Origin of the sequence: Streptomyces sp. NPDC050485 (assembly GCF_044458185.1) — a bacterium.
Lineage (GTDB): Bacteria > Actinomycetota > Actinomycetes > Streptomycetales > Streptomycetaceae > Streptomyces.
This window is the reverse complement of record NZ_JBITHR010000036.1, coordinates 26,571-52,222: the sequence shown is the minus strand read 5'-3', so window position 1 is coordinate 52,222 and position 25,652 is coordinate 26,571. Positions and strand designations below refer to the sequence as shown.

At 73.0% G+C, this 25,652-nt stretch carries 2 protein-coding genes; both read right to left on the bottom strand.

Going from position 1 to position 25,652, the window contains the following annotated elements; all coding sequences use genetic code 11:
• Positions 1-2,315: type I polyketide synthase (locus tag ACIBK6_RS38385; protein ID WP_399057487.1), on the bottom strand; the 2,315-nt coding region annotated here is incomplete at its 3' end.
• A 103-nt stretch (positions 2,316-2,418) separates the two neighbouring features.
• Positions 2,419-25,572, bottom strand: coding sequence for a type I polyketide synthase (locus tag ACIBK6_RS38380; protein ID WP_399057485.1), 23,154 nt, complete (start codon positions 25,570-25,572; stop codon positions 2,419-2,421).
• Positions 25,573-25,652 lie beyond the last annotated feature (80 nt).

Sequence of the window (25,652 nt, the reverse complement as noted above, 5' to 3'; positions counted from 1 at the left end):
ACGGACAACGCCTTCGTCTTACGACCGTCAGCCGACAGCCGCTCGACGACTGCGGCCACTGCGTCTTGGGCGCCCGAAACCACCACGGACGAGGGCCCGTTGACCGCAGCGATACCCGCACGGTCCCCGTACCCGGCCAGCAGTTCCAGCACCTCGTCCTCCGAGGCCTGCACCGCCACCATCACACCCCCACCGGGGAGTACCTGCATGAGGCGGCCACGCGCAGCCACCAACCGCGCCACATCCTCCAGCGAGAACACACCCGCCACATGGGCAGCCGCGAACTCGCCCACCGAATGCCCCGCCAGCAGATCCGGCCGAACCCCCCACGACTCCACCAACCGAAACAACGCCACCTCAACCGCGAACAACGCCGGCTGCGTATAGGTGGTCCGGTTCAACAGCTCCGCGTCCTCACCGAACACCACACCTTTCAGGGGCTGTTCGAGGTGCCCATCCAGTGCGGAACACACCGCATCAAACGCTTCGGCGAACACCGGGAACGCCGCGTACAACTCACGCCCCATCCCCAGCCGCTGGCTCCCCTGCCCCGAGAACAAGAACGCCAGCGTCTGCCGGGGCATGACGACCCCTGTCACCGCACCCGCTCCCGCGGCGTCGACTCCGGTGTCGGCTCCCGCCTCGTCCCGGGCGAGCAGCTCCAGCGCGCGGCGCAGCTCCTCGCGGTCCGATGCCACGATCGCGGCGCGGTGGTCCAGAGCGGCCCGGGTCGTCGCAGTCGACAGGCCGAGGTCGGCCAGGGACTCGTCGGGGTTGTTCTCCGTGTGGAGGAGGAGCCGGGCGGCCTGGCCGCGCAGCGCGGCCCCGTTCTTTCCGGAGAGCAGTACGGGCGTCGCGCGCGCCGGGAGTTGCACTGGCGCGCTCTCGTCGTCGGCCGGCCCGGGCTCCGGCTGCGGGGACTCCTCCAGGACGACGTGGGCGTTGGTCCCGCTGAAGCCGAACGAGGAGACCGCCGCCCGCCGGGGGCGGTCGTGTTCCGCCCACGCGACGGGCTCGGTGAGGAGGCGTACGTCTCCGGCCGACCAGTCGACGTGCGGGGTCGGCGCGTCCACGTGCAGGGTCCTGGGGAGGACGCCGTGCCGCATCGCCTGGACCATCTTGATGATCCCGCCGACACCGGCGGCGGCCTGGGTGTGCCCGATGTTCGACTTGAGCGAGCCCAGCCACAGCGGCCGGTCCTCGGAACGCCCCTGCCCGTACGTGGCCAGCAGCGCCTGCGCCTCGATCGGGTCGCCCAGCGTGGTTCCCGTGCCGTGCGCCTCCACCGCGTCCACGTCGGCGGTCGACAGCCGGGCGTCCGCGAGCGCCTGACGGATCACCCGCTGCTGTGCCGGCCCGTTGGGGGCGGTCAGGCCGTTCGAAGCGCCGTCCTGGTTCACGGCAGATCCGCGCACCACCGCCAGCACCTGGTGCCCGTTGCGCCGGGCGTCCGACAGCCGCTCCACCAGCAGCATGCCCGCGCCCTCGCCCCAGCCCGTGCCGTCGGCGGCGGCCGCGAAGGGCTTGCAGCGGCCGTCGGCGGCCAGCCCGCGCTGCCGGCTGAAGTCGACGAAGGACGTCGGGTTGAGCATCGCGGTCACCCCGCCCGCGAGCGCCAGGTCGCACTCGCCCCGCCGGAGCGCCTGTACGGCGAGGTGCAGGGCGACGAGCGACGACGAGCACGCCGTGTCGACCGTCACCGCCGGCCCCTCCAGACCGAAGGTGTACGACACCCGCCCGGATACGACGCTTGCCGCGCTGCCCGTGCCGATGTAGCCGTCGACGTCCTCCACGGCCTGCTGGAGCACCGACGTGTGGTCGTGGTACATCACGCCCGTGAACACGCCGGTGCGGCTGCCCTTGAGGGTCGTGGGGTCGATTCCGGCCCGTTCGAACGTCTCCCAGCAGGACTCCAGCAGAATGCGCTGCTGGGGGTCCATGGTGAGTGCCTCGCGGGGCGATATCTCGAAGAGGCCCGCGTCGAAGAGGTCGATTCCGTCGAGGAATCCGCCTTCCCTGACGTGGCTGGTGCCACGGGTGTCGGGGTCGGGGTCGTAGAGCGCTTCGAGGTCCCAGCCCCGGTCGGCGGGGAATTCCGTGATGGCGTCCCCGCCGTCCGTCAGGAACTGCCAGAGGCCCTCGGGTGACGTGATGCCGCCGGGGAAGCGGCAGCTCATCGCAACGATGGCGATCGGCTCGTGCTGTGCCGTGTCGATGTCCCGCAACCGCTCGCGGGCCTCGTGGAGATCGGCCGATACCCGCTTGAGGAAGTAGCGCAGCTTTTCCTCGTTGTTGTTCGCCTGAAGGTCAGTCACCTGAGGTCACCTTTTGCATTGAGCCTGTGGGGGCCATTGAGCCTGTGGGGGCCGGAAGTCGGCAGAGGGGCGATGCGTGGCGAGTTGCCGCCAACTCCGTGGTTCAGGAGATCCCGAATTCCTTGCCGATGAAGTCGAACATTTCGTCGTCGGTGGCGGATTGGAGTTCATCGGCGGCATCCGGGACTTCCGCTGTCACCGCCGCGGCCCCTTCACCCGTGCTGACGGCCGAGGCCCACTGGTCGAGCAGTTCCCGGAGGCGCGAGGTGATGGCGCCGCGGCCTTCCGCGTCGGCCGCCGCCGTGATCCGGAGCGCCGTCTCGATCCGGTCGAGTTCGGCGAGCATCCCGGTGACGCCCGGGCCGGACGGGGCCGCCTCGGCCTTGAGGTACTCGACCAGTTCGGCCGGGGTCGGGTAGTCGAAGACGAGCGTGGGAGGCAGCCGCAGCCCGGTGTCCTGGCCCAGCCGGTTGCGCAGCTCGACGGCGGTCAGGGAGTCGAACCCGAGGTCGCGGAGGGCCTGACCGGGCCGGACCGCCTGGGGCGACGCGAGGTCGAGGACTGCGGCGACGTGCTCGCACACCAGGTCGAGCAGCAGCTTGCGCTGTTCGGCCTCGGTGAGACCGGCCAGGCGCCCCGACAGGTCCTCGGGCCCCGCAAGTTCCGCCCCTGCACCGGTCGCGGCCGCGCTCGCGGCCGTCCGCCGGGCCGGAACCCGGACGAGCGAGGTGAGCAGGGCGGGCAGTGCGCCGGCCGCGGCCTGACTGCGGAGTTCCGCCTGGTTCAGCCGTATCGGAACCACAGTGCTCTGGGGGTGGGCCGTCGCGGCGTCGAAGAGACCGAGGGCCTCGTCGGTGGCCAGGGGCAGCACCCCGCTGCGGGCCATGCGGCCGCGGTCCGCGTCGCTCAGCTCGCCGGTGATCCCGCTGCTTTCGGCCCACAGCCCCCAGGCCAGCGATACGGCGGGCAGGCCTGCCGCGCGGCGCTGCTGGGCGAGCGCGTCCAGGAAGGAGTTGGCGGCGGCGTAGTTGCCCTGGCCCGCCGCGCCGAAGACGCCGGCGGCGGAGGAGAAGAGGACGAACGCGGACAGTTCCATGTCGCGGGTGAGTTCGTCCAGGTGCAGGGCCGCATCGACCTTGGGCCGGAACACCCGGTCGATCCGCTCGGCGGTGAGGCCGGTGACGACGCCGTCGTCGGTCACCCCCGCCACGTGCACCACCCCGGTCAGGGGGTGCTCGGCGGGTATCGCCGCCAACAGCCGCGCCAGCGCCTCACGGTCGGCCACGTCGCAGGCGGCCACGGTGACCCGGGCCCCCCGTGCGGCGAGTTCCGCCTCCAGTTCGGCCATGCCTGCCGCCCGGCCGCCGGTCCGGCTGACGAGCAGCAGGTTCCGTACGCCGTGCTCGGTGACCAGGTGCCGCGCGACGTGGCGCCCCAGCAGGCCCGAGGCGCCGGTGACCAGGACCGTACCGGCGGCGGTGAACGCGGGGCTCGTGTCGCCGAGGGGGACCGGGTTCTCGGCCCGCGCCAGCCGCGGCACCAGTACCGACCCACCGCGTACGGCGAACTGCTCCTCGCCCGAGGCCAGCAGTCCGGGCAGCGCCCGCACGGAGGCCGCGTCGCGGTCCAGGTCGACCAGGACGAAGCGGCCGGGGTTCTCCGACTGCGCCGAACGCACCAGGCCCCAGATCGCGGCCTGCGCCGGGTCGACCTCCTTGTCGCGGTCCTCCTGGTCCCGGTCCTTGGCGACGACGGCGTTGGCGGTCAGGACGACCAGCCGGGTGTCGGCGTACCGTTCCTCGGCGAGCCAGCGCTGGAGCAGCTCCAGCGTCCGGTGTGCGGTCTCGTGGACGTGCGCCACCGGGTGGTCGCCGTCCGGGTGCACGTCGACGGCCGCGAGCACGACCCCCGGCAGTGCCGTTGCGCCGTCCAGACCGGGGCGGTACGAGACGGTCATGCCGGAGTCCTCCAGGGCGGCGCGCAGACCGTCGTCGCCGCCGATGAGGGTCCACTGCTCGCCCGGTTCGCTCACGGGGGCCTCCGAGGTGCGGGGAAGGGCGGTCCAGTCGACGCGGTAGAGGGAATCGTGCTGCCCGTGCTCGCGGCTCGCCTGGGCGAGTTGCTCCGCCGAGACGGGGCGCAGCACCAGAGAGTCGACCGAGGCCACGGTCCGGCCTGCCTCGTCGGTTGCCAGCAGGGCCACCGCGTCGGCGCCGGCCGGAGTGAGCCTGACCCGCAGGGCCGTCGCGCCGGTGGCTTGTACGGTCACGCCGCTCCAGGCGAACGGGATCCGTCCCTGTCCGGCGTCGGGCAGCAGGCCGCCGAGGCCGATCGCGTGCAGTGCGGAGTCGAGGAGGGCCGGGTGGATCCCGAAGCCCCCGACTTCCGTCTCGTCGGGCAGCCGTACCTCGGCGAACACCTCGTCGCCGCGCCGCCACAGGCCGTGCAGGCCCTGGAACACCGGTCCGTAGCCGAAGCCGAGGCCGGCCAGCCGCTCGTAGGCTCCGCCGGTCTCCAGGCGTTCGGCCCCGGGGGCGGGCCAGTCGGCGAGGTCGCGCGGCGGCTCTTCCTGTCCTTGTGGCCGCGCGTCCACGGACACGACACCGGTCGCGTGGCAGGTCCACGGCTCGACGGCGTCGGCGCTCTCGGGGCGGGAGTAGACGTCGACCGTGCGGTGCCCGGTCGCGTCCGGCCCTCCGACGACGGCCTGGAGCCGTACGGCCCCCTGCTCGCGCAGGACGAGCGGGGCTCCGAGGGTCAGCTCGTCCACGCGATCGCAGCCCACCTCGTCGGCGGCACGCAGCGCGAGATCGACCAGCGCGGTGCCGGGCAGCAGGATCGCGTCCATGACGGTGTGGTCGGCGAGCCACGGGTGCGTGGCCAGCGACAGCCTGCCGGTCAGCAGCGCCCCGGCGCCGTCCGCGAGGGCGACGGCGGCACCCAGCAGGGAGTGCTCGGCCGCCACGAGCCCCGCGGACGCCACGTCACCGGCAGGGGAACCCGATGCGAGCCAGTAGCGGCGACGGTGGAAGGCGTAGGTGGGGAGGTCGACGTGCTGGGCGCCCTGTCCGGCGAACACGGCCGTCCAGTCGACGGCCGTTCCGTGGACGTGGAGTTGAGCGAGGGCGGCGGTGACGGCCACCTCCTCGGGGCGGTCCGCACGCAGCAGGGGAACCGTGACCGCGTGCTCGTCCAGAGAGTCCTGCGCCATAGCGGTCAGCACCCCGCCCGGCCCGATCTCCAGGAACGTACTCACGCCTTCCTCGGCAAGGGAGGTGACGGCATCCGCGAAACGGACCGCCTCGCGGACATGCCGCACCCAGTAGTCGACGGAGCAGAACTCCTCCGCAGACACCAGACACCCGGTGAGCGTCGACATGACGGGGAGCCTGGGAGCCCCGAAGGCGACCTCTTCGACGGTCTCCCGGAAGTCGGCCAGCATCGGCTCCATCAACGGCGAGTGGAAGGCGTGGGAGACGGACAGTGCCTTCGTCTTACGACCGTCAGCCGACAGCCGCTCGACGACCGCGACCACTGCGTCTTCGGCGCCCGAAACCACCACGGACGAGGGCCCGTTGACCGCAGCGATACCCGCACGATCCTCGTACCCCGCCAGCAGTTCCAGCACCTCGTCCTCCGAGGCCTGCACCGCCACCATCACACCCCCGGCCGGGAGCGCCTGCATGAGGCGGCCACGAGCAGCCACCAACCGCGCCGCATCCTCCAGCGAGAACACACCCGCCACATGGGCAGCCGCGAACTCACCCACCGAATGCCCCGCTAGGAAGTCCGGCCGAACACCCCACGACTCCACCAGCCGGTACAACGCCACCTCGACCGCGAACAACGCCGCCTGCGTATAGGTGGTCTGGTTCAGCAGTTCCGCGTCATCGCCGAACACCACACCCTGCAAAGGCCGTTCGAGATGCACGTCCAACACCGCACACACCCCGTCGAAGGCATCAGCGAACACCGGGAAGGCCGCGTACAGTTCACGCCCCATCCCCAGCCGCTGACTCCCCTGCCCCGAGAACAAGAACGCGGTCCGGTTTCCGGCGCCGGACGTAGCGGGCTCCAGTTCACCGCGTACGACCCCGGCTGCCTGGCGGCCGGCGGCAAGAGCCGTCAAGCCCTCCAGCAGATCCTCGCGCCGGGTGCCGACGACCGCCGCGCGCACCTCCATCGCCGCACGCGACGTGGCGAGCGACCGTCCAACCTCGCCGATGCCCAGGGTCGGGTGCCCGGCGAGATGGGACGCGAGGCGCTGTGCCTGTGCGCGCAGGGACACTTCGTCCTTGGCGGAGAGGATCCACGGGACGGCGCCGGGCGCCGGAGCGTGCTCGGCAGCCGACGCGGGCTCCGCGCTCGGCACGTGTTCCAGTACGACGTGCGCGTTGGTGCCGCTGACCCCGAACGACGATACGGCCGAGCGCCGGGGCCGCCCGTACTCCGCCCATTCCACCGGTTCGGTGAGCAACCGCACCGCACCGGACGACCAGTCGACGTGCGGCGACGGCTCGTCGGCGTGCAGCGTCTTGGGCAGCACACCGTGCCGCATCGCCTCGACCATCTTGATCACGCCGGCGACGCCGGCCGCGGCCTGGGTGTGCCCGATGTTCGACTTGAGCGAGCCGAGCCACAGCGGCCGGTCCCCGGGCCGGTCCTGGCCGTACGTCGCCAGCAGCGCCTGGGCTTCGATCGGGTCGCCGAGCGTGGTGCCCGTGCCGTGCGCCTCGACCACGTCGACGTCACCGGCCGACAGGCCGGCCTGCGCCAGCGCCTGGCGGATGACCCGCTGCTGCGCCGGGCCGTTCGGAGCCGTCAGGCCGTTCGACGCGCCGTCCTGGTTCACTGCGGAACCCCGTACGACCGCCAGCACTTGGTGGCCGTTGCGGCGGGCGTCCGACAGGCGCTCCACGAGCAGCATGCCGACGCCCTCGCTCCAGCCGGTGCCATCGGCCGAGGCCGAGAAGGCCTTGCAGCGGCCGTCGGCGGCCAGCCCGCGCTGGCGGCTGAACTCAACGAACGTGTTCGGGGTCGCCATGACCGTCACACCACCGACCAGGGCCATCGAGCACTCACCCTGACGCAGGGCCTGCGCCGCCAGGTGCAGGGCGACCAGGGACGAGGAGCACGCGGTGTCCACCGTCACCGCCGGCCCCTCCAGACCGAAGGTGTAGGAGAGCCGTCCCGAGGCCACGCTGCCGGACGTACCCATGCCGAGGTGACCTTCGAGTCCTTCGGGTACGGCTCCGCCGAGCTGTGATCCGTAGTCGTGGTACATCACCCCGGCGAAGACACCGGTACGGGAACCACGCAGCGTGGCGGGATCGATCCCGGCCCGCTCGAACGCCTCCCACGACGTCTCCAGCAACAACCGCTGCTGCGGATCCATCGCAAGCGCCTCACGCGGCGAAATCCCGAAGAACCCGGCATCGAACTCGGCCGCGTCATACAGGAACCCGCCATCCCGCGCATAACTCGTCCCCGCGTGATCCGGATCCGGGTGATACAGCGAATCGACAGCCCAGCCACGATCCACCGGGAAGCCACCGACCGCGTCACCGCCCTCCGCGACCAGCCGCCACAGATCCTCCGGCGACCGCACCCCACCCGGATAACGGCAGCTCATCCCGACGATCGCGATCGGCTCATCGGCGGCGGGGACCGGTGCCGGAGCATGCTCCGCGGCGCCGGGTGCCGTACCGACAAGTTCAGTCAGCAGGGATCGGGTGAGCGCCTCGGGGGTGGGGTGGTCGAAGACGAGGGTCGCGGGCAGCCGCAGGCCGGTGGCGGTGTTAAGGGAGTTCCGGAGTTCGACGGCGGTGAGCGAGTCGAAGCCGAGGTCCCTGAACTGCCGGTCCACCGCCACCGATCGGGCGGATTCGTGACCGAGCACCGCCGCCGCCCGGGTCCGGACGAGGTCGAGCACGACGTCGTACCGCTCGGCGGCCGGCAGGGCGGTGATCCGCTCGGCCAGCGAGGACCCCGTCGCGGTCTGGTGCGTCGCATCCTTGAGCGCACGCCGTACGGAGCCTCGTACCAGCTTCCGGAACAGCGGGGGCAGGGCTCCGGCGCGTGCCTGTGCCTGGAGCACGCCGGTGTCCAGCCGGACCGGAACCACCGTGGCGAGGGCGGAGCGGCACGCGGCGTCGAACAGCGCCAGGCCCTCCTCCGCCTCCAGCGCGATCAGCCCGGACCGGCTGATCCTGCGCCGGTCCGCGGCGGCCAGGTCGGCGGTGAGCGCGCTGGTCTGCGCCCACAGGCCCCAGGCGATCGACACCGCGGGCAGCCCGGCGGCCCGGCGGGTTTCGGCGAGGGCGTCGAGGAAGGAGTTCGCAGCTGCGTAGTTGGCCTGTCCCGCGCTGCCGAGGGTGCCGGCGGCGGAGGAGAAGAGGACGAAGGCGGTGAGGTCGGCGTCCCGGGTCAGCTCGTGGAGGTTCAGGGCGGCGTCGGCCTTGGGGCGGAAGACGCGGTCGACGCGCTCGGGGGTGAGCGCGGAGACGATCCCGTCGTCGGTCACGCCCGCCGCGTGCACCACACCGGTCAGCGGCTGGTCGGCCGGAATCGCCGCCAGCAGATCGGCCAGCGCCGTACGGTCCGCCACGTCGCAGCGGACGGTCCGTACGTCGGCGCCCAGCGTCCGCAGTTCCTCGGCGAACTCCGGCGCGCCCGCGGCGTCCGGGCCGCGACGGCTCGCCAGCAGCAGGTGCCGTACCCCGTACGCGGTGACCAGGTGGCGTGCGACGAGGCGCCCCAGCACACCGGAGGCACCAGTGACCAGTACGGTCCCTTCGGCCGAGAAGGCGGGGAGTTCGGCGGAGACGGCGTCGATCCGCGTCAGACGCGGAACGAGCAGCGCGCCGTCCCGGATCGCCATCTGCGGCTCGCCCGAGGCCACCGCGGCCGCCAGCTGGGCGGTGTCGAGGGCGTCGGAGTCGACGTCGGCGTCCACCAGCACGAACCGGCCGGGGTTTTCCGACTGCGCCGATCGCACGAGTCCCCATATCGCGGCCTGCGCCGCATCCACGTCGACGGCATCGGCAGCGTCGGCGGTGGAGGCGTTCACGGCGCCTCGCGTCACGATGACCAGGCGCGATGCGTCGAACCGGCCCTCCGGCAACCACTCCTGGAGCAGTACCAGCACATGCTGCGCGGCCGAGGCGGCCGACGCGTCGTCGCTGCCGCAGGGTATCCCGTGCACCGCTACGGCCACGGCGTCCGGAGCCGGAGCCCCGTCCGGACCCAGCTCCGGCGCCGACAGGCTCTCGCACACCACCACACCCACGGGCTCCGCGCCCGGGTCGGGCTCGCACCGCTCCCAGTCCACCCGGAACAGCGAGTCCCGGAGCGTCGACGCGCCGTGCCCGCTGCCCGCTTCGGCGAGTTGCCCGGGAGTCACCGCCCGCAGCATCAGTGACTCCACCGATGCCACGGGCCGCCCCAGACCGTCGGTGAGCTGCAGCGACACCGACTCCGGCCCGGACCCGGCACGGGTCAGGCGCACCCGCAGCGTCTCGGCGCCGGTTGCGTACACGCTCACGCCGCTCCAGGCGAACGGCAGCCGGCCTTCGTGGCCCGCCGTGAGGAACTCGCCCACGATCATGGCGTGCAGCGCCGCGTCGAGGAGGGCGGGGTGCACGGCGAATCCGGCGACCGAGGTGTCGTCGGGGAGAGCTACCTCGGCGAAGAGCTCGTCGTCCCCCCGCCGCCATACTCGGCGCAGGCCCTGGAACACGGGCCCGTACGCGAACCCGGCCTCGGCCAGCTGCCCGTAGCAGTCGTGGATGTCGACGGCGGTGGCGTCGGCCGGCGGCCAGGCAGCGCCCGTCCCGGGCATGCCCGGGACGTCGACCGCCGCCGTCCCCTCGGTGTCCGGTACGAGGAACCCCGTGGCGTGGCGGGTCCAAGGGGTCTCCGCAGCGGTCTCGTCCACGGCGTCGGCACGCGAGTAGATCCGCACCGTGCGCCGGTCCGTGGTGTCGTCGGCCGCGCCGACCACCACCCGTACCTGGACCGCGCCGTGCTCCGGGAGCACCAGGGGCGCGGCGAGGGTGAGTTCGTCGACGCGACCGCAGCCCAGCTCGTCGCCGGCCCGGACGGCCATCTCCAGGAAGGCGGTTCCCGGCAGCAGTGTCACGTCGGAGACGGCGTGGTCCGCCAGCCAGGGGTGGGTGGCCAGTGACAGCCGGCCGGTCAGCAGCGATCCGGCGTCGTCCGGCAGCAGGGCTGCTGCTCCGAACAGGGCGTGTCCGGCGGTGGCCAGGCCGGCCGCGGCGACATCGCCGGGGGCGGTCGGCGCTTCGAGCCAGTAGTGCTCGTACTGGAAGGCGTAGGTGGGCAGGTCGACGCGTCGGGCGCCGTGTCCGGCGAAGACGGCCGTCCAGTCGACGGAAACGCCGTGGACGTGGAGTTGGGCGAGGGCGGTGGTGACGGCCAGGTCCTCGGCGCGGTCCGCACGCAGCAGGGGAACCGTGACCGCGTGCTCGTCCAGGGAGTCCTGCGCTATGGCGGTCAGCACCCCGCCCGGGCCGATCTCCAGGAACGTACGGACGCCCTCGTCGGCGAGGGAGGTCACGGCACCCGCGAACCGCACGGCCTCGCTGACATGACGGACCCAGTAGTCGGTGGAGCAGAGCTCTTCCGCAGATGCCAGACGGCCGGTGAGGGTGGAGACGACCGGAAGCTTCGGGGTTGCGAAGGAAGCGCTCTCCACGACGGCCCGGAAGTCGGCCAGCATGGGTTCCATCAGCGGGGAATGGAAGGCGTGGGAGACGGAGAGGGCCTTCGTCTTGCGGCCTTGGGCAGCCAGCCGACCGACGACCGCGGCCACTGCCTCTTCGGCGCCCGAAACCACCACGGCCGAGGGGCCGTTGACCGCCGCAATACCCGCACGGTCCTCGAACCCGGCCAGCAGATCCAGCACCTCGTCCTCCGAGGCCTGCACCGCCACCATCACACCCCCAACCGGCAGCGCCTGCATCAGTCGGCCGCGCGCGGCCACGAGCTTCGCCGCATCCTCCAACGAGAGCACACCCGCCACATGGGCCGCGGCGAACTCGCCCACCGAATGGCCCGCCAGGAAGTCCGGCCGAACTCCCCACGACTCCACGAGACGGAACAACGCCACTTCGACGGCGAACAACGCCGGCTGCGTATGGACGGTCTGGTGCAGCAGTGCCGCGTCATCGCCGAACACCACGCTCTTCACCGGCTGTTCGAGGTGCGCGTCCAGCGCGGAGCAGACCGCGTCGAAGGCATCCGCGAACACCGGGAAGGCCGCGTACAGTTCACGCCCCATCCCCAACCGCTGACTCCCCTGCCCCGAGAACAGGAACGCGGTCCGGTTCCCCCCTGCGGGCGCGCCGGTCGGCGTCTCACCGCGCAGGAGCGCGCCGGCCGCCGGTCGGCCTGCGGCGAGGGCGTCCAGGCCGCTCAGCAGGTCCTCGCGGGTGGTACCGACGACTGCGGACCGCAGGTCGAGTGCGGACCTGGAGGTCGCCAGGGACAGGCCGACATCGGCAAGGCCGAGGTCCGGGTGTTCTGTCAGGTGCGCCAGCAGGCGGGCGGCCTGCTCGCGCAGGGCCGCCGGGTCCTTGGCGGACAGCGGCCACGCGACCGCCGTGCCGGCCGTCGGCGAGGTCTCCTGATCGTCGCTCGGCGGCTCATGCTCCGCCGACTGCTCGATGACGACGTGGGCGTTGGTGCCGCTGACCCCGAAGGAGGACACTCCCGCCCGGCGCGGACGCCCGTACTCCGCCCACTCCACCGGCTCGGTCAGCAGCCGCACCGCACCCGCCGACCAGTCCACGTGCGGCGACGGCTCATCCACATGCAGCGTCTTCGGCAGCACACCGCTACGCATCGCCTCGACCATCTTGATCACACCCGCCACACCCGCAGCCGCCTGCGTATGACCGATGTTCGACTTGAGCGAGCCGAGCCACAGGGGCCGGTCCTCCGCACGCTCCTGGCCGTACGTGGCGAGCAGTGCCTGCGCCTCGATCGGGTCGCCGAGCGTGGTGCCCGTGCCGTGCGCCTCCACCACGTCGACGTCGGTGGCGGACAGGCCGGCCTGCGCCAGCGCTTGGCGGATGACCCGCTGCTGCGCCGGGCCGTTCGGAGCCGTCAGGCCGTTCGACGCACCGTCCTGGTTGATCGCCGAGCCCCGCACGACCGCCAGCACCTGGTGGCCGTTGCGGCGGGCGTCCGACAGACGCTCCACGAGCAGCATGCCCGCGCCCTCGGCCCAGCCGGTGCCATCGGCCGAGGCCGAGAAGGCCTTGCAGCGGCCGTCGGCGGCCAGCCCACGCTGGCGGCTGAACTCAACGAAGATGTTCGGGGTCGCCATGACGGTCACACCACCGACCAGAGCCATCGAGCACTCGCCCTGGCGCAGGGCCTGCGCCGCCAGGTGCAGGGCGACCAGCGACGAGGAGCACGCGGTGTCCACCGTCACCGCCGGCCCCTCCAGACCGAAGGTGTAAGCCACCCGGCCCGAGGCGATGCTGCCCGCGCTCCCGTTGACCAGGTATCCCTCGAACCCCTCGGGTACGACGGACAACCGCGAGCCGTAGTCGTGGTACATCACCCCGGCGAAGACACCGGTACGGGAACCACGCAGCGTGGCGGGATCGATCCCGGCCCGCTCGAACGCCTCCCACGACGTCTCCAGCAACAACCGCTGCTGCGGATCCATCGCAAGCGCCTCACGCGGCGAAATCCCGAAGAACCCGGCATCGAACTCGGCCGCGTCATACAGGAACCCGCCATCCCGCGCATAACTCGTCCCCGCGTGATCCGGATCCGGGTGATACAGCGAATCGACAGCCCAGCCACGGTCCACCGGGAAGCCACCGACCGCGTCACCGCCCTCCGCGACCAGCCGCCACAGATCCTCCGGCGACCGCACCCCACCCGGATAACGGCAGCTCATCCCGACGATCGCGATCGGCTCATCGGCGGCGGGGATGCCACCGGGCAGCAGGTTCGCCGGGGTCACCGTACGGATGCCGGTACCGCCGGGCCCGTCCCCGAGGATCTCGGCGCGCAGGAAGCGGGTGAGGGCCAGCGGTGTGGGGTGGTCGAAGACCAGGGTCGCGGGCAGCCGGATGCCGGTGACGGCGTTGAGCAGGTTGCGCAGTTCGACGGCGGTGAGCGAGTCGAAGCCGAGGTCCTTGAACGGGCGCTCCGCTTCGACCTGGTCCGGTGAGGCGTGGCCGAGCACCGTGGCGATCTGGAGCCGCACCAGGTCGGCGAGGACGCGGTCCTGCTCCGCCTCGGGGAGCCCGTACAGGCTCTGGGCCAGAGCCGTGGCACGGTCGGCCGCCCCGACGGCCGAGTTGTCGCGCGGGCCACCGGCCCTGCGGACCGGGGCCTTGACGAGACCGCGCAGCAGTACGGGCACCTTGTCGTCGGCGGCCTGGACCCGCAGCCCCGCGTGGTCCAGCGGAACCGGGAACAGGACGTCGCCTCCGGCCGCGCACGCGGCGTCGAACAGGGCGAGGCCCGTGGCCGAGTCCATGGCGGCCAGGCCCATGCGGCGGATGCGCGCGAGGTCGGCCGAGTCCAGCTTGGCGGTCATCCCGCTGCCCTCGGCCCACAGCCCCCAGGCCATGGACACGGCGGGCAGCCCGGCCGCGCGGCGCTGCTGGGCGAGGGCGTCCAGGAAGGAGTTCGCGGCGGCGTAGTTGGCCTGTCCGGCGCCGCCGAGGGTGGCGGACACCGAGGAGAAGAGGACGAACGCGGACAGGTCCATCTCCCGCGTGAGTTCGTGCAGGTTCAGTGCGGCGTCCACCTTGGGGCGGAGCACGTGGTCGACACGCTCCGGGGTGAGCGCGGAGACGATCCCGTCGTCGGTCACGCCCGCCGCGTGCACCACACCGGTCAGCGGGTGCTCGGCGGGTATCGCTGCGAGCAGCCCGGCGAGTGCCTCACGGTCGGCCACGTCGCAGGCGGCGGTGACGACCCGGGCGCCGAGTCCGGCCAGTTCGGCCTCGAACTCGGCCGCGCCTTCGGCGGTGAGACCCCGGCGTCCGGTCAGCACCAGGTGCCGGACGCCGTGGCGCGTGACGAGGTGCCGGGCGACGAGGCGGCCCAGCGTTCCGGTCGCCCCCGTGACGAGGACGGTCCCTCCGGCCCGGAATGTCTGGCCCGGGCGCCCTTCGGCTTCGCCCGTCGTCCGCACCAGGCGGGGCAGCAGAACCGCGCCGCCACGCACCGCGAGCTGCGGTTCGCCCGTGCTCACGGCGGCGCGTACGGTCGCGCGGCCGAGGTCACTGTCCGTAGCCAGGTCCGGGTCGAGGTCGAGGAGGACGAAGCGCCCCGGGTTCTCCGACTGCGCCGAGCGGACCATGCCCCAGACGGCGGCCTGGGCCGGGTCGAGCGCCTCGCGTTCGCCGGCGTCCGTCGCGACTGCGTGGTGGGTGACCAGTACGAGCGGCGCCGCGTCGGACCGGTCTTCGGCGAGCCACTGCTGGATCAGCCGGAGTGTCCGGTGGCTCGTGGCCCGTACCTCGGCGGCCGTGTCGTCCGCCTGCGCGCTTCCTTCGGTGGCCGGCCGGCCCGGTGTAGCCACGGTGAACTCGGGGACGGGTCCGTCCGCCGGCCGTTCGGCCGGGGTCCAGTCGAGGCGGAAGAGGGAATCGTTGCGGGGCTTCGCCGCCCGTCGCAGCTGGTCGGCGGAGACCGGGCGCAGGACGAGCGCGCCGATCGTCGCGAGCGGCTGCCCCGATCCGTCGGCGACGAGGACCGACACCGCGTCCGTCCCGGCCGGGGTCAGCTTGATCCGTACCGCGGGGGCACCGGCGGCCCGCAGGTGCACCTCGCTCCAGGAGAACGGCAGCAGGCCCTGGCCGGTCTCGGACCCGGACAGCAGGCCGAGCCAGGAGGCGTGGAGCCCGGCGTCGAGGAGCGCCGGGTGCAGTCCGTACGCACCGGCGTCCGGCGCCGACTCCTCGGGGAGGGAAGCGGCGGCGTACAGGGAGTCGCCCTGGCGCCAGGCCTCCTTCAGGCCTCGGAAGACCGGGCCGTAGCCGAAACCGAGGTCGTCGAGCAGGTCGTACAGGTCGTCGGTGGCGACCCGTACGGCGTCTTGCGGCGGCCACACGGTGAGTTCGGACGAGGCGGGCTTCGGCGGCTCGGCGGACAGCGTGCCGGCCGCGTGACGTGTCCACTCCTGCGCCCCGGAAGCGTCCTCCGGCCGGGAGTACAGCTCCATTGCGCAGCGCCCGGACGCGTCCTGTGGCCCGACCGTGAGGCGGAGCTGGACCCCGCCGTGCTCGGGCAGGACGAGCGGCGCCTCCAGGGTCAGCTCCTCGATCTGCTCGCAGCCGGCTTCCTGCCCGGCCCGCAGTGCCAGCTCCACGAAGGCCGTGCCGGGGACGAGGACGACTCCGGACACCGCGTGGTCCGCGATCCAGGGATGTGTGGCGAGCGACAGCCGACCCGTCAGCACGATGGCACCGTCCGGGAGCACAACAGTGGCGCCCAGCATGGGGTGTTCGGTATCGGCGACACCGATCGCTGTGACGTCGGCGCTCGCGGGAACGTTGAGCCAGTAGTGCTCGCGCTGGAAGGCGTAGGTGGGCAGGTCGACGCGCCGGGCACCCTGTCCGGCGAGGACGGCCGTCCAGTCGACGGGCGTTCCGTGGACGTGGAGTTGAGCGAGGGCGGTGGTGACCGCCACATCCTCGGCGCGGTCCGTACGCAGCAGGGGAACCGTGACCGCGTGCTCGTCCAGGAAGTCCTGCGCCATAGCGGTCAGCACCCCGCCCGGGCCGATCTCCAGGAACGCACTCACGCCCTCGTCGGCGAGGGAGGTAACGGCATCAGCGAAACGAACCGCCTCACGGACATGCCGCACCCAGTAGTCCGCCGAGCAGAACTCCTCCGCAGACACCGGGCGACCGGTGAGGGTGGAGACGACCGGCACGCGCGGCGCGTCGAAAGCCACCGTCTCCACGACCTTACGGAAGTCGGCCAGCATGGGGTCCATCAACGGCGAGTGGAACGCGTGCGAGACGGAGAGGGCCTTCGTCTTACGGTCCTGAGCCTCCAGGCGTCCGACGACTGCGGTTACGGCTTCCTCCGCGCCCGAAACCACCACAGCCGAGGGCCCGTTGACCGCGGCGATACCCGCACGGTCCTCGTACCCCGCCAGCAGCTCCAGCACCTCATCCTCCGAGGCCTGCACCGCCACCATCACACCCCCACCCGGGAGTGCCTGCATCAACCGCCCACGAGCCGCCACCAACCGCGCCGCATCCTCCAGCGAGAACACACCCGCCACATGGGCAACCGCGAACTCACCCACCGAATGCCCCGCCACCAGATCCGGCCGCACCCCCCACGACTCCACCAACCGAAACAACGCCACCTCGACCGCAAACAACGCCGGCTGCGTATAGGTGGTCTGGTTCAGCAGCTCCGCGTCCTCGCCGAAGACGACATCCCGCAACGGACGCTCCAGATGACCGTCCACATGAGCACACACCGCATCGAAGGCATCCGCGAACACCGGGAACGCCGCGTACAACTCACGCCCCATCCCCAACCGCTGACTCCCCTGCCCCGAGAACAAGAACGCGGTCCGCACAGCCTCGTTCCCGCCACCGGAGTCGGTGCCTCCGGTGATGATGTGGGACGAGGCACCGGCGGGATGTCCGTCCGCGAGGGCCGCCAGCCCGCGGAGCAGTTCGTCTCGGTCGGTGCCGACGATGGCGGCGCGCCGTTCGAGGGCCGCCCTGCCCGTGGCGAGGGAGAGGCCGATGTCGGCCGGGGCAGCGTCCTGGTGGTCGGCCAGGTAGGAGCGCAGCCGGTCGGCCTGCGCGCGCAGTGCGGTGGCGTTCTTCGCGGAAAGGAGCCAGGGGACGGCCGTCACCGGTGCGGCCGGGGCGGCTGCGGTGTCGGCAACGGTGTCGGGCTCCGGCTCGGGGGCTTGCTCGACGATGACGTGGGCGTTGGTTCCGCTCACGCCGAAGGCCGAAATGCCGCCCCGGCGGGTGTGTTCGCGGCCGTCGGGCCATGCCACGGGCTCGGTCAGGAGCTCGACCGATCCCGTCGTCCAGTCGACGTGCGGGGTCGGCGCGTCCACGTGCAGGGTCTTGGGGAGTTCGCCGTGCTGGAAAGCCAGCACCATCTTCATGACGCCCGCGATGCCGGCGGCGGCCTGGGTGTGGCCGATGTTCGACTTGAGCGAGCCGAGCCACAGGGGCCGGTCCGCCGCACGCTCCTGGCCGTACGTGGCGAGCAGCGCCTGCGCCTCGATCGGGTCACCGAGCTTGGTGCCCGTACCGTGCGCCTCCACCACGTCGACATCACCGGCCGACAGGCCCGCGTTCGCCAACGCCTGCCGGATCACCCGCTGCTGCGCCGGACCGTTCGGGGCGGTCAGCCCGTTCGACGCACCGTCCTGGTTGATCGCCGAGCCCCGAACAACCGCCAGCACCTGATGCCCGTTGCGGCGGGCATCGGAGAGCCGCTCCAGCAGCACCATGCCGGTGCCCTCGCCCCAGCCGGTGCCGTCGGCCGACGCGGCGAACGCCTTGCAGCGGCCGTCGGCGGCCAGCCCGCGCTGGCGGCTGAACTCGACGAAGATGCCGGGGCTGGACATGACGGTGACACCGCCCGCGAGGGCCAGTTCGCACTCGCCCAGGCGCAGCGACTGGACGGCCAGGTGGAGCGCAACCAGGGACGACGAGCAGGCCGTGTCGACGGTCAGCGCCGGGCCTTCCAGGCCGAAGGTGTAGGCGAGGCGGCCGGACACGACGCTGGCAGCCCGGCCGGTGAGCAGGTAGCCCTCGACGCCTTCGGGTGCCTGGCGCAGACCCGACGCGTAGTCCTGTCCGTTGGAGCCGATGAAGACTCCGGCCTGGGTGCCCTTGAGGGTGGCGGGGTCGATGCCCGCGCGTTCGAAGGCTTCCCAGGTGACTTCGAGCAGCAGCCGCTGCTGCGGGTCCATGGCGAGGGCCTCGCGCGGGGAGATCCCGAAGAATCCGGCGTCGAAGTCGCCGGCGTCGTAGAGGAAGCCGCCTTCACGCGAGTAGGTGGTGCCGGGGTGTTCCGGGTCGGGGTGGTAGAGGGAGTCGAGCTGCCAGCCGCGGTTCTCGGGGAATCCGGAGAGGACGTCCCTGCCCTCGGCGAGGATCTGCCACAGCTCTTCGGGGGAGGTCACTCCGCCCGGGAAGCGGCAGCTCATCGCGACGATGGCGATCGGCTCGTCGTCGGCGGGCCGGGCGAGCGGCGCGGCCGAGTGGGCGGCCTGCGGGCTTCCCGATATCTGGGCGTGGAGGTACCCGGCGAGTTCTGTCGGGTTGGGGTAGTCGAAGACGACGGTGGTGGGCAGGCGCATCCCGGCGGCGCCGGCCAGCCGGTTGCGCAGCTCGATCGCGGTGAGGGAGTCGAATCCGGTGTCCCGGAAGGCACGTTGGGGCTGGATGGCGTCGGCGCCGCCGTGCCCGAGCACGGTGGCGGCCTGGGTGCGGACGAGTTCGAGGACGGCCCGGAGCTGTTCGGTGTCGGACAGTCCGGCCAGCCGCTGGGCCAGCGCGGGGCCACCCGCGGTGGCGGGGGTGCCGACGGCGTCGAGGATGCGCTGAGCTTCGGGGAGCCGGCGCAGCAGCGGGTAGTCGCCGCTGATCGCGAAGGCGGGGACGAAGCGGTCCCAGTCGATGTCGGCGAGTGTGACGGCCGTGTCGTGGTGTTCGATGGCCCGGCGCAGTGCCGCGATGCCGAGGTCGGCGGGCATGGGGAGGATGCCACGCCGGGTGAGGTGCTGTTCGGCGAGGTCTCCCATCATGCGGCCGCTGCCCCAGGAGCCCCAGGCGATGGCGGTGGCGGGGAGTCCCTGGGCGCGGCGCTGGTGGGCGAGGGCGTCGAGGAAGGCGTTGCCGGCGGCGTAGCCGCCCTGGCCGCCGTTGCCGACGACACCGGCGATGGAGGAGAAGAGTACGAAGAAGTCCAGGTCGTGCCCGGCGGTGAGGTCGTGCAGGTGCAGTGCGGCGTCGACCTTGGGGCGCAGGACGTGTTCGAGGCGCTCGGTGGTCATGGCGTCGAGGACGCCGTCGTCGAGGACGCCCGCGGCGTGGATGACGCCGGTGAGGGGGTGTTCGCCGGGCAGCGAGTCCAGGAGCCGGCTGAGGTCGTCCCGGTCGGTGACGTCGCAGGCGGCGATGGTGGTGCGGCTGCCGAGTGCGGTGAGTTCGTCGCGGAGTTCGGCGGCGCCCTGGGCGGCGAGGCCGCTGCGGCTGGTGAGGACCAGGTGCGCGGCTCCGGACCGGGCGAGCCAGCGGGCGACGTGGGCGCCGAGCGTGCCGGTGCCGCCGGTGATCAGGACGGTGCCGTGCGGGTGTGCGAGGGCGTACTCGGGGGTGGGCGCGCTCGTGTTCAGGTCCGCCCGTACGAGGCGGCGGGCGAGGGTGCCGGTGGCGCGCACGGCGATCTCGTCCTCGCCGTCGGAGTCGGCGAGCAACGCGGTGAGGTGGTCGAGGGCGCGCTCGTCCAGGGTTTCGGGAAGGTCGACGAGGCCGCCCCAGCGCTGCGGGGATTCGGCGCCGACTACCCGTCCGAGGCCCCACAGTTGGGCCTGCGCGGGGTGGCGCGGCGGGTCGGCGGGTCCGGTGGCGACGGCGCCGGAGGTGGCGCACCAGAGGGGGGCGCCGATGCCGGTGTCGCCGAGGGCCTGGACGAGGGCGAGGGTGGCGGCGAGGGCGGGCAGGACCCGGTGTCCGGGCGGGCTGTCGGCGGCTTCGGGGTTCTGGGCGAGCAGCGAGAGCACTCCGCTGACCGCGTCGCTCTCCAGGCCGGACTGGCTCAGGCTGTCGGTCAGGAGCCCGGCTACGGTCTTCCGGTCGCTGTCGGTGGCCGGGTCGAGGGTGATGTGTTCGACGCGGGCGCCGCGCGCGGTGAGGGCGTCAAGGACGGCGGTGGTGTCGGCGCTGTCGCGGTGGGCGGCGGCGGTGACGAGCAGCCAGGTGCCGGTCAGCGGGGACCGGCTGCCGCGCTGGGCCTGGGTGGCCGTGGGCGTCCAGGTGACGCGGTAGCGCCAGTTGTCGATGAGCGTGGTCTCGGTGGACTGGCGCCGCCAGTGGGCGAGCCGGGTGACCATGCTGTCGAGGGAGGCGTCGGGGGCCAGGTCCAGCGAGTTGGTCAGGGCCTGTACGTCGGCGTTCTCGACGGCTGCCCAGAAGCGGGCCTCTTCGTCGCTGTGGGCACCGGCGGCGAGCGCGGCCGGGGCGGTGGCGTCGAGCCAGAACCGGCGCCGCTGGAAGGGGTAGGTGGGCAGGGCGACGATCCGGGGGCGCAGCCCGGCGAACGCGGCGGACCAGTCGGCGGGCACGCCGCGGACGTACGCGTCCGCGAGCGAGGTCAGGAAGCGGGCGGAGCCGCCGTCGCCACGGCGCAGCGAGGGCACGACGTCGACGGTGGCGCCGGCTGCCTCGGCGGTCTCCTGGAGGCCGATGGCGAGCACCGGGTGCGGGCTGCACTCGATGAAGACCTGGTGGCCGTCCTCCATCAGCCGACGGGTGGCGGGCTCGAACCGCACGGTGGTGCGCAGGTTGGTGTACCAGTAGGCGGCGCCGAGGTCCGCGGACTCGACTGTCTCGCCGGTGACGGTGGAGTAGAAGGGCACCTGCGGGGGCTTCGGGGTGATGCCGGCGAGCTCCTCGGCGAGTTCGCTCTCGATGATCTCGACGTGGGCGGAGTGCGAGGCGTAGTCGACGGGGACCCGTTTGGCCCGGACTCCGTCGGCGGTGCAGGTGGTGAGCAGTTCGTCGAGGGCGTCCGCGTCGCCGGAGACGACGATGGAGCGGGGTCCGTTGATCGCGGCGATGCCGAGCCGGTCGCCCCACTGTTCCAGGCGTCGGGTGACGTCGGCGAGGGGCTCGGGCACGGACACCATGCCGCCGAGTCCCGCGAGTCTGCCCAGCAGGCGGCTGCGGAGGGCGACGACGCGGGCCGCGTCGTCAAGGCCGAGAGCGCCCGAAACGGCCGCTGCGGCGATCTCGCCCTGGGAGTGGCCGACAACGGCCGAGGGCTGGACGCCGAAGGAGCGCCACAGTTCGGCGATCGAGACCATGACGGCCCACAGTGCGGGCTGGACGACGTCGTCGGCGCTGTCGAGGGCGGGCGCGCCGGGTGCACCGCGCAGCACGTCTTCCAGGGACCAGTCCACGTACGGGGCCAAGGCCTCGCCGCAGGCGCGCAGCCGCTCGCGGAAGACCGCGGAGCTGTCGAGGAGTTCGACGGCCATACCGGCCCACTGGGAGCCCTGGCCGGGGAAGACGAAGACGACGCGGCGGTCGTCGGCGGCGGCACCCTGGACGGTGCGGGGCGTCGAGCCGCCCTCCGCCAACGCCCGCAGGCCTTCGGTCAGTTCCGCGTCGGTGGTGCCGACGACGACGGCGCGGTGCTCGAAGGCCGCACGGGTGGTGGCGAGCGAGTGGCCGATGTCGGCGGGGTGCGCGCCCGGGTGGGCCCCGGTGTGCGCGAGGAGGGCGCGGGCCTGGGCGGTGAGCGCCTCGGCGGTGTGGGCCGACAGCAGCCACGGCACGGCGCTCGGGCCTGCGGTTTCATCGGCCGGGGCGTCAGGGGCAGCGGCGTCAACGACCGTTTCGGGGTCTGCGGGGGCCTCTTCGATGATGGCGTGCGCGTTGGTGCCGCTGATCCCGAACGAGGACACGCCGGAGCGGCGCGGGCGGCCGGTCGCGGGCCAGTCGGCTGCCTCGCTGAGCAGCCGTACGTGCCCGCCGGCCCAGTCGACGTGCGGGGACGGCGTATCGGCGTGCAGGGTCTTGGGGAGTTGCCCGTGCTGGAGGGCCAGCACCATCTTCATGACGCCCGCGATGCCGGCGGCGGCCTGGGTGTGGCCGATGTTCGACTTGAGCGAGCCGAGCCACAGGGGCCGGTCCTCCGCACGCTCCTGGCCGTACGTGGCGAGCAGCGCCTGCGCCTCGATCGGGTCGCCGAGCTTGGTGCCGGTGCCGTGCGCCTCCACCACGTCGACCTCGGAGGCGGACAGGCCCGCGTTGGCCAGCGCCTGCCGGATCACCCGCTGCTGCGCCGGACCGTTCGGGGCGGTGAGCCCGTTCGACGCGCCGTCCTGGTTGATCGCCGAGCCCCGTACGACGGCCAGCACCTGGTGCCCGTTGCGGCGGGCGTCGGAGAGCCGCTCCAGCAGGACCATGCCGGTGCCCTCGGCGAGGCCGAATCCGTCGGCGTCGGCGGAGAAGGCCTTGGAGCGGCCGTCCGGGGCCAGCGCGCGCTGCTTGCTGAACTCGATGAACGAGCCGGCCGACGGCAGGACGGTGACGCCGCCCGCCAGCGCCAGCGAGCACTCACCAGTGCGCAGCGACTGGGCGGCCAGGTGCAGGGCGACCAGCGAGGACGAGCAGGCGGTGTCCACGGTGACGGCGGGACCCTCGAACCCGAAGGTGTAGGCGAGGCGGCCGGAGGCGACGCTGGCGGTGTTGCCGGTCAGCAGGTAGCCGCTGACGTCCTCGGGCGCCTCGTACAGCCGGGGCCCGTAGTCCTGGGTCATGGCGCCGACGAACGTGCCGGTACGGGTGCCGCGCAGCGTGCCGGGGTCGATGCCCGCACGCTCCAGCACCTCCCAGCCGGTCTCCAGGAGGAGCCGCTGCTGCGGATCCATGGCAAGGGCCTCGCGCGGGGAGATCCCGAAGAACTCCGGGTCGAAATCGGCGGCTTCGTGGAGCAGGGCCGCTTCGCGCTGGTAGTAGCGGCCGGGGCGTCCCGGCTCCGGGTCGTAGAGGCCTTCGACGTCCCAGCCGCGGTCGCCGGGCAGGGCGGATACGGCGTCGCCGCCTTCGGCGAGCAACTGCCAGAGGGCTTCGGGGGTGTCGATGCCGCCGGGCAGCCGACAGCTCATGGCCACGATGGCGACGGGTTCGTCCCAGGCAGCCGTGGTGGTGTCGTCGGCGGTCTCGTCGTGGGTGCCGAGGGCTTCGGCGATGATGCGGCCGGTCAGCGAGCGCGGGGTGGGGTGGTCGAAGACGACGGTGTGCGGCAACGCGAGGCCGGTGGCCTCGTTCAGCCGGTTGCGCAGTTCGATGGCGGTGACGGAGTCCAGGCCCAGGTCCCGGAAGGCCTGCCCGGCGCCGACCGCCGCCGGGTCGGGCAGGCTCAGCAGCGCGGCGGTGACGGAGCGGACGAGTCCGGCGACGGCGCGCTCGCGTTCGGCGTCGGGCAGGGCGGCGAGCCGGCCGCGCAGGGCCGGACGGTCCGCGACGGCGCCGGGCCGCTGGAAGGGGTAGGTCGGCAGCGGCACCCGGCCGGCCGGGCCGGCGGGGAATGCCTGCGCCCAGTCGATGTGCACTCCCTGTACGTAGGCCTCGGCGAGTGCGGTACGGAAGCGGCGCGGCCCGCCCTGGTCGCGGCGGAGGGTGCTGACGGTGACGGCGGGCAGGGCAGCGGCGGAGGCGGTCTCCTGCATCGCGGCGGTGAGCGACGCGTGGGGGTTGACCTCGATGAGGGCTTCGTGCCCGTCGGCGAGCAGCGCGTGCGTGGTCTGCTCGAAGCGCACCGGGCGGCGCAGGGCCTCGAACCAGAAACCGGCGTCCAGGGTGCGGCCGTCGACGATGCCGCCGGTGGCCGAGGAGTAGAGCGGGGTGTGGGTGGCTCGCGGGGCGACGGCGGCGAGTTCGGCCAGCATCCGGTCGCGGACGCCGTCGACGTGGGACGAGTGGGCGGCGGCTCCGACGGCCACGCGGCGGCAGCGGATTCCCTCCGCCTCCAGCGCGGCGCGCAGTTCGTGTACGGCGTCGGTGTCGCCGGAGACGACGACGGACTCGGGGCCGTTGTACGCGGCGACGCCGAGCCTGCCCTCCCAGGGCCGCAGACGGTCGGCCATCCGGTGGCCGGGCAGGGTCACCGCGAGCATGTCGCCGCCACGTGCGGCGAGTTCGGCCAGGCCGTCACCCCAGGAGGTGATGACCCGGGCGGCGTCTTGCAGGGTCAGTGCCCCGGACAGGTGGGCGGCCGCGATGTCCCCGATGCTGTGCCCCGCGAACGCGGCGGGCCGGGCGCCGTAGGCCAGCCAGGTCCGCGCGAGCGCGACCTGGACGGCGAAGGTGGCGGGCATGCTGACGTCGGGGGTGTCGAGGCCCGGGGCGCCGGGGGCGCCGCGCAGCACATCGGTGAGCAGCCAGCCGGTGAACGGGGCCAGGGCTTCCTGGCAGTCCAGCGCGGCGGCGCGGAACTGCGGTGAGGAGTCGAGGAGTTCGACGGCCATGCCGGGCCACTGTGCGCCGATGCCGGGGAAGACGAAGGCGGCGGGGCGGTCGGCGGCGGGGCCGGTGATACCGCGGACGACCTCGGCTGCGAAACCGCCCTCGGCCACCGTGGCCAGCGCGTCGAGGAGCTGCCCGGTGTTCTCGCCGAGGACGACGGCGCGGTGCGAGAAGCGGTGCCGAGTGTCGGCGAGGGCCCGCCCCACGGCGGCGGGGTCGAGGCCGGGGTGTGCGGTGAGGTGGTCGTGCAGCCGCTGGGCCTGGGCGCGCAGAGCCTCGGGCCCGGCGGCGGAGAGGATCCAGGGCAGCGGGAGTTCGACGGCGGTGTCGCCGTCCCCGGCCCGGCCGGTGTCGCCGTCGTCCGCCGCGAGGGCGGCCCCGGGGGCGGTGAGCCGTCCGTCGGCGGAGAGTACGGCGTGTACGCGGTCGCCGTCGGCGATGGCCCGTGCGAGGGACGTGAGCAGGACGGCGCCGTAGCCGCCGGACGCAGTAGCCTCGGGCGCGTTGCTCCCAGGCCCGGGGGTCCCGGCACCCGGCAGCAGGACGTCCGGGCCCGCGGCCAGGGCCAGGGCGCTCTCGCCCTGGCAGAGGCTGTCGTGGGCCGCCCGCAGCGCGTGTGCGCCGGAAGGGACGCGCCGGATCACCGGGACGGCGCCGGGGGCGGTCCGCAGGACGGCGCTGACGGCGGCGGCCGCCTCGTCGTCCTGCGGGAGTTCCGCGCCTTCGGGTACGGCGAGGAAGGCGCCGATCCGCACGCCCGGCTTCGCCGCCAGGACGACGCCGGCGTCCTCCAGCGCCTGCCACCACGCCTCCGCCGCGGCGGGCCCGTACGGCAGCACCCCGGTTCGGCTGTGGTCCAACGGGGCTCCGGTGGAATCCGCGACGAATTCCGCGTCGAATGCCTGGGACGCGTCGGTCCCGCCCGGCGGGCGGTGCGCCGATCCGATCACCACGATCACGTCGTGTGTGCTGATCCCGGATTCGTCCGGCATCGAAACAGACTCGCGCATAATGTGCTCCATCGACCCGTTGAACTACTGCCAAATTGCTGGTTCCGCAGCGCATTTCGGCGTGCGGGCATGCCGGGGGG

Coding starts and splice junctions, on each gene's coding strand:
- ACIBK6_RS38380 (WP_399057485.1), bottom strand. CDS start 25,572: ATGCGCGAGTCTGTTTCGATGCCGGACGAATCCGGGATCAGCACACAC.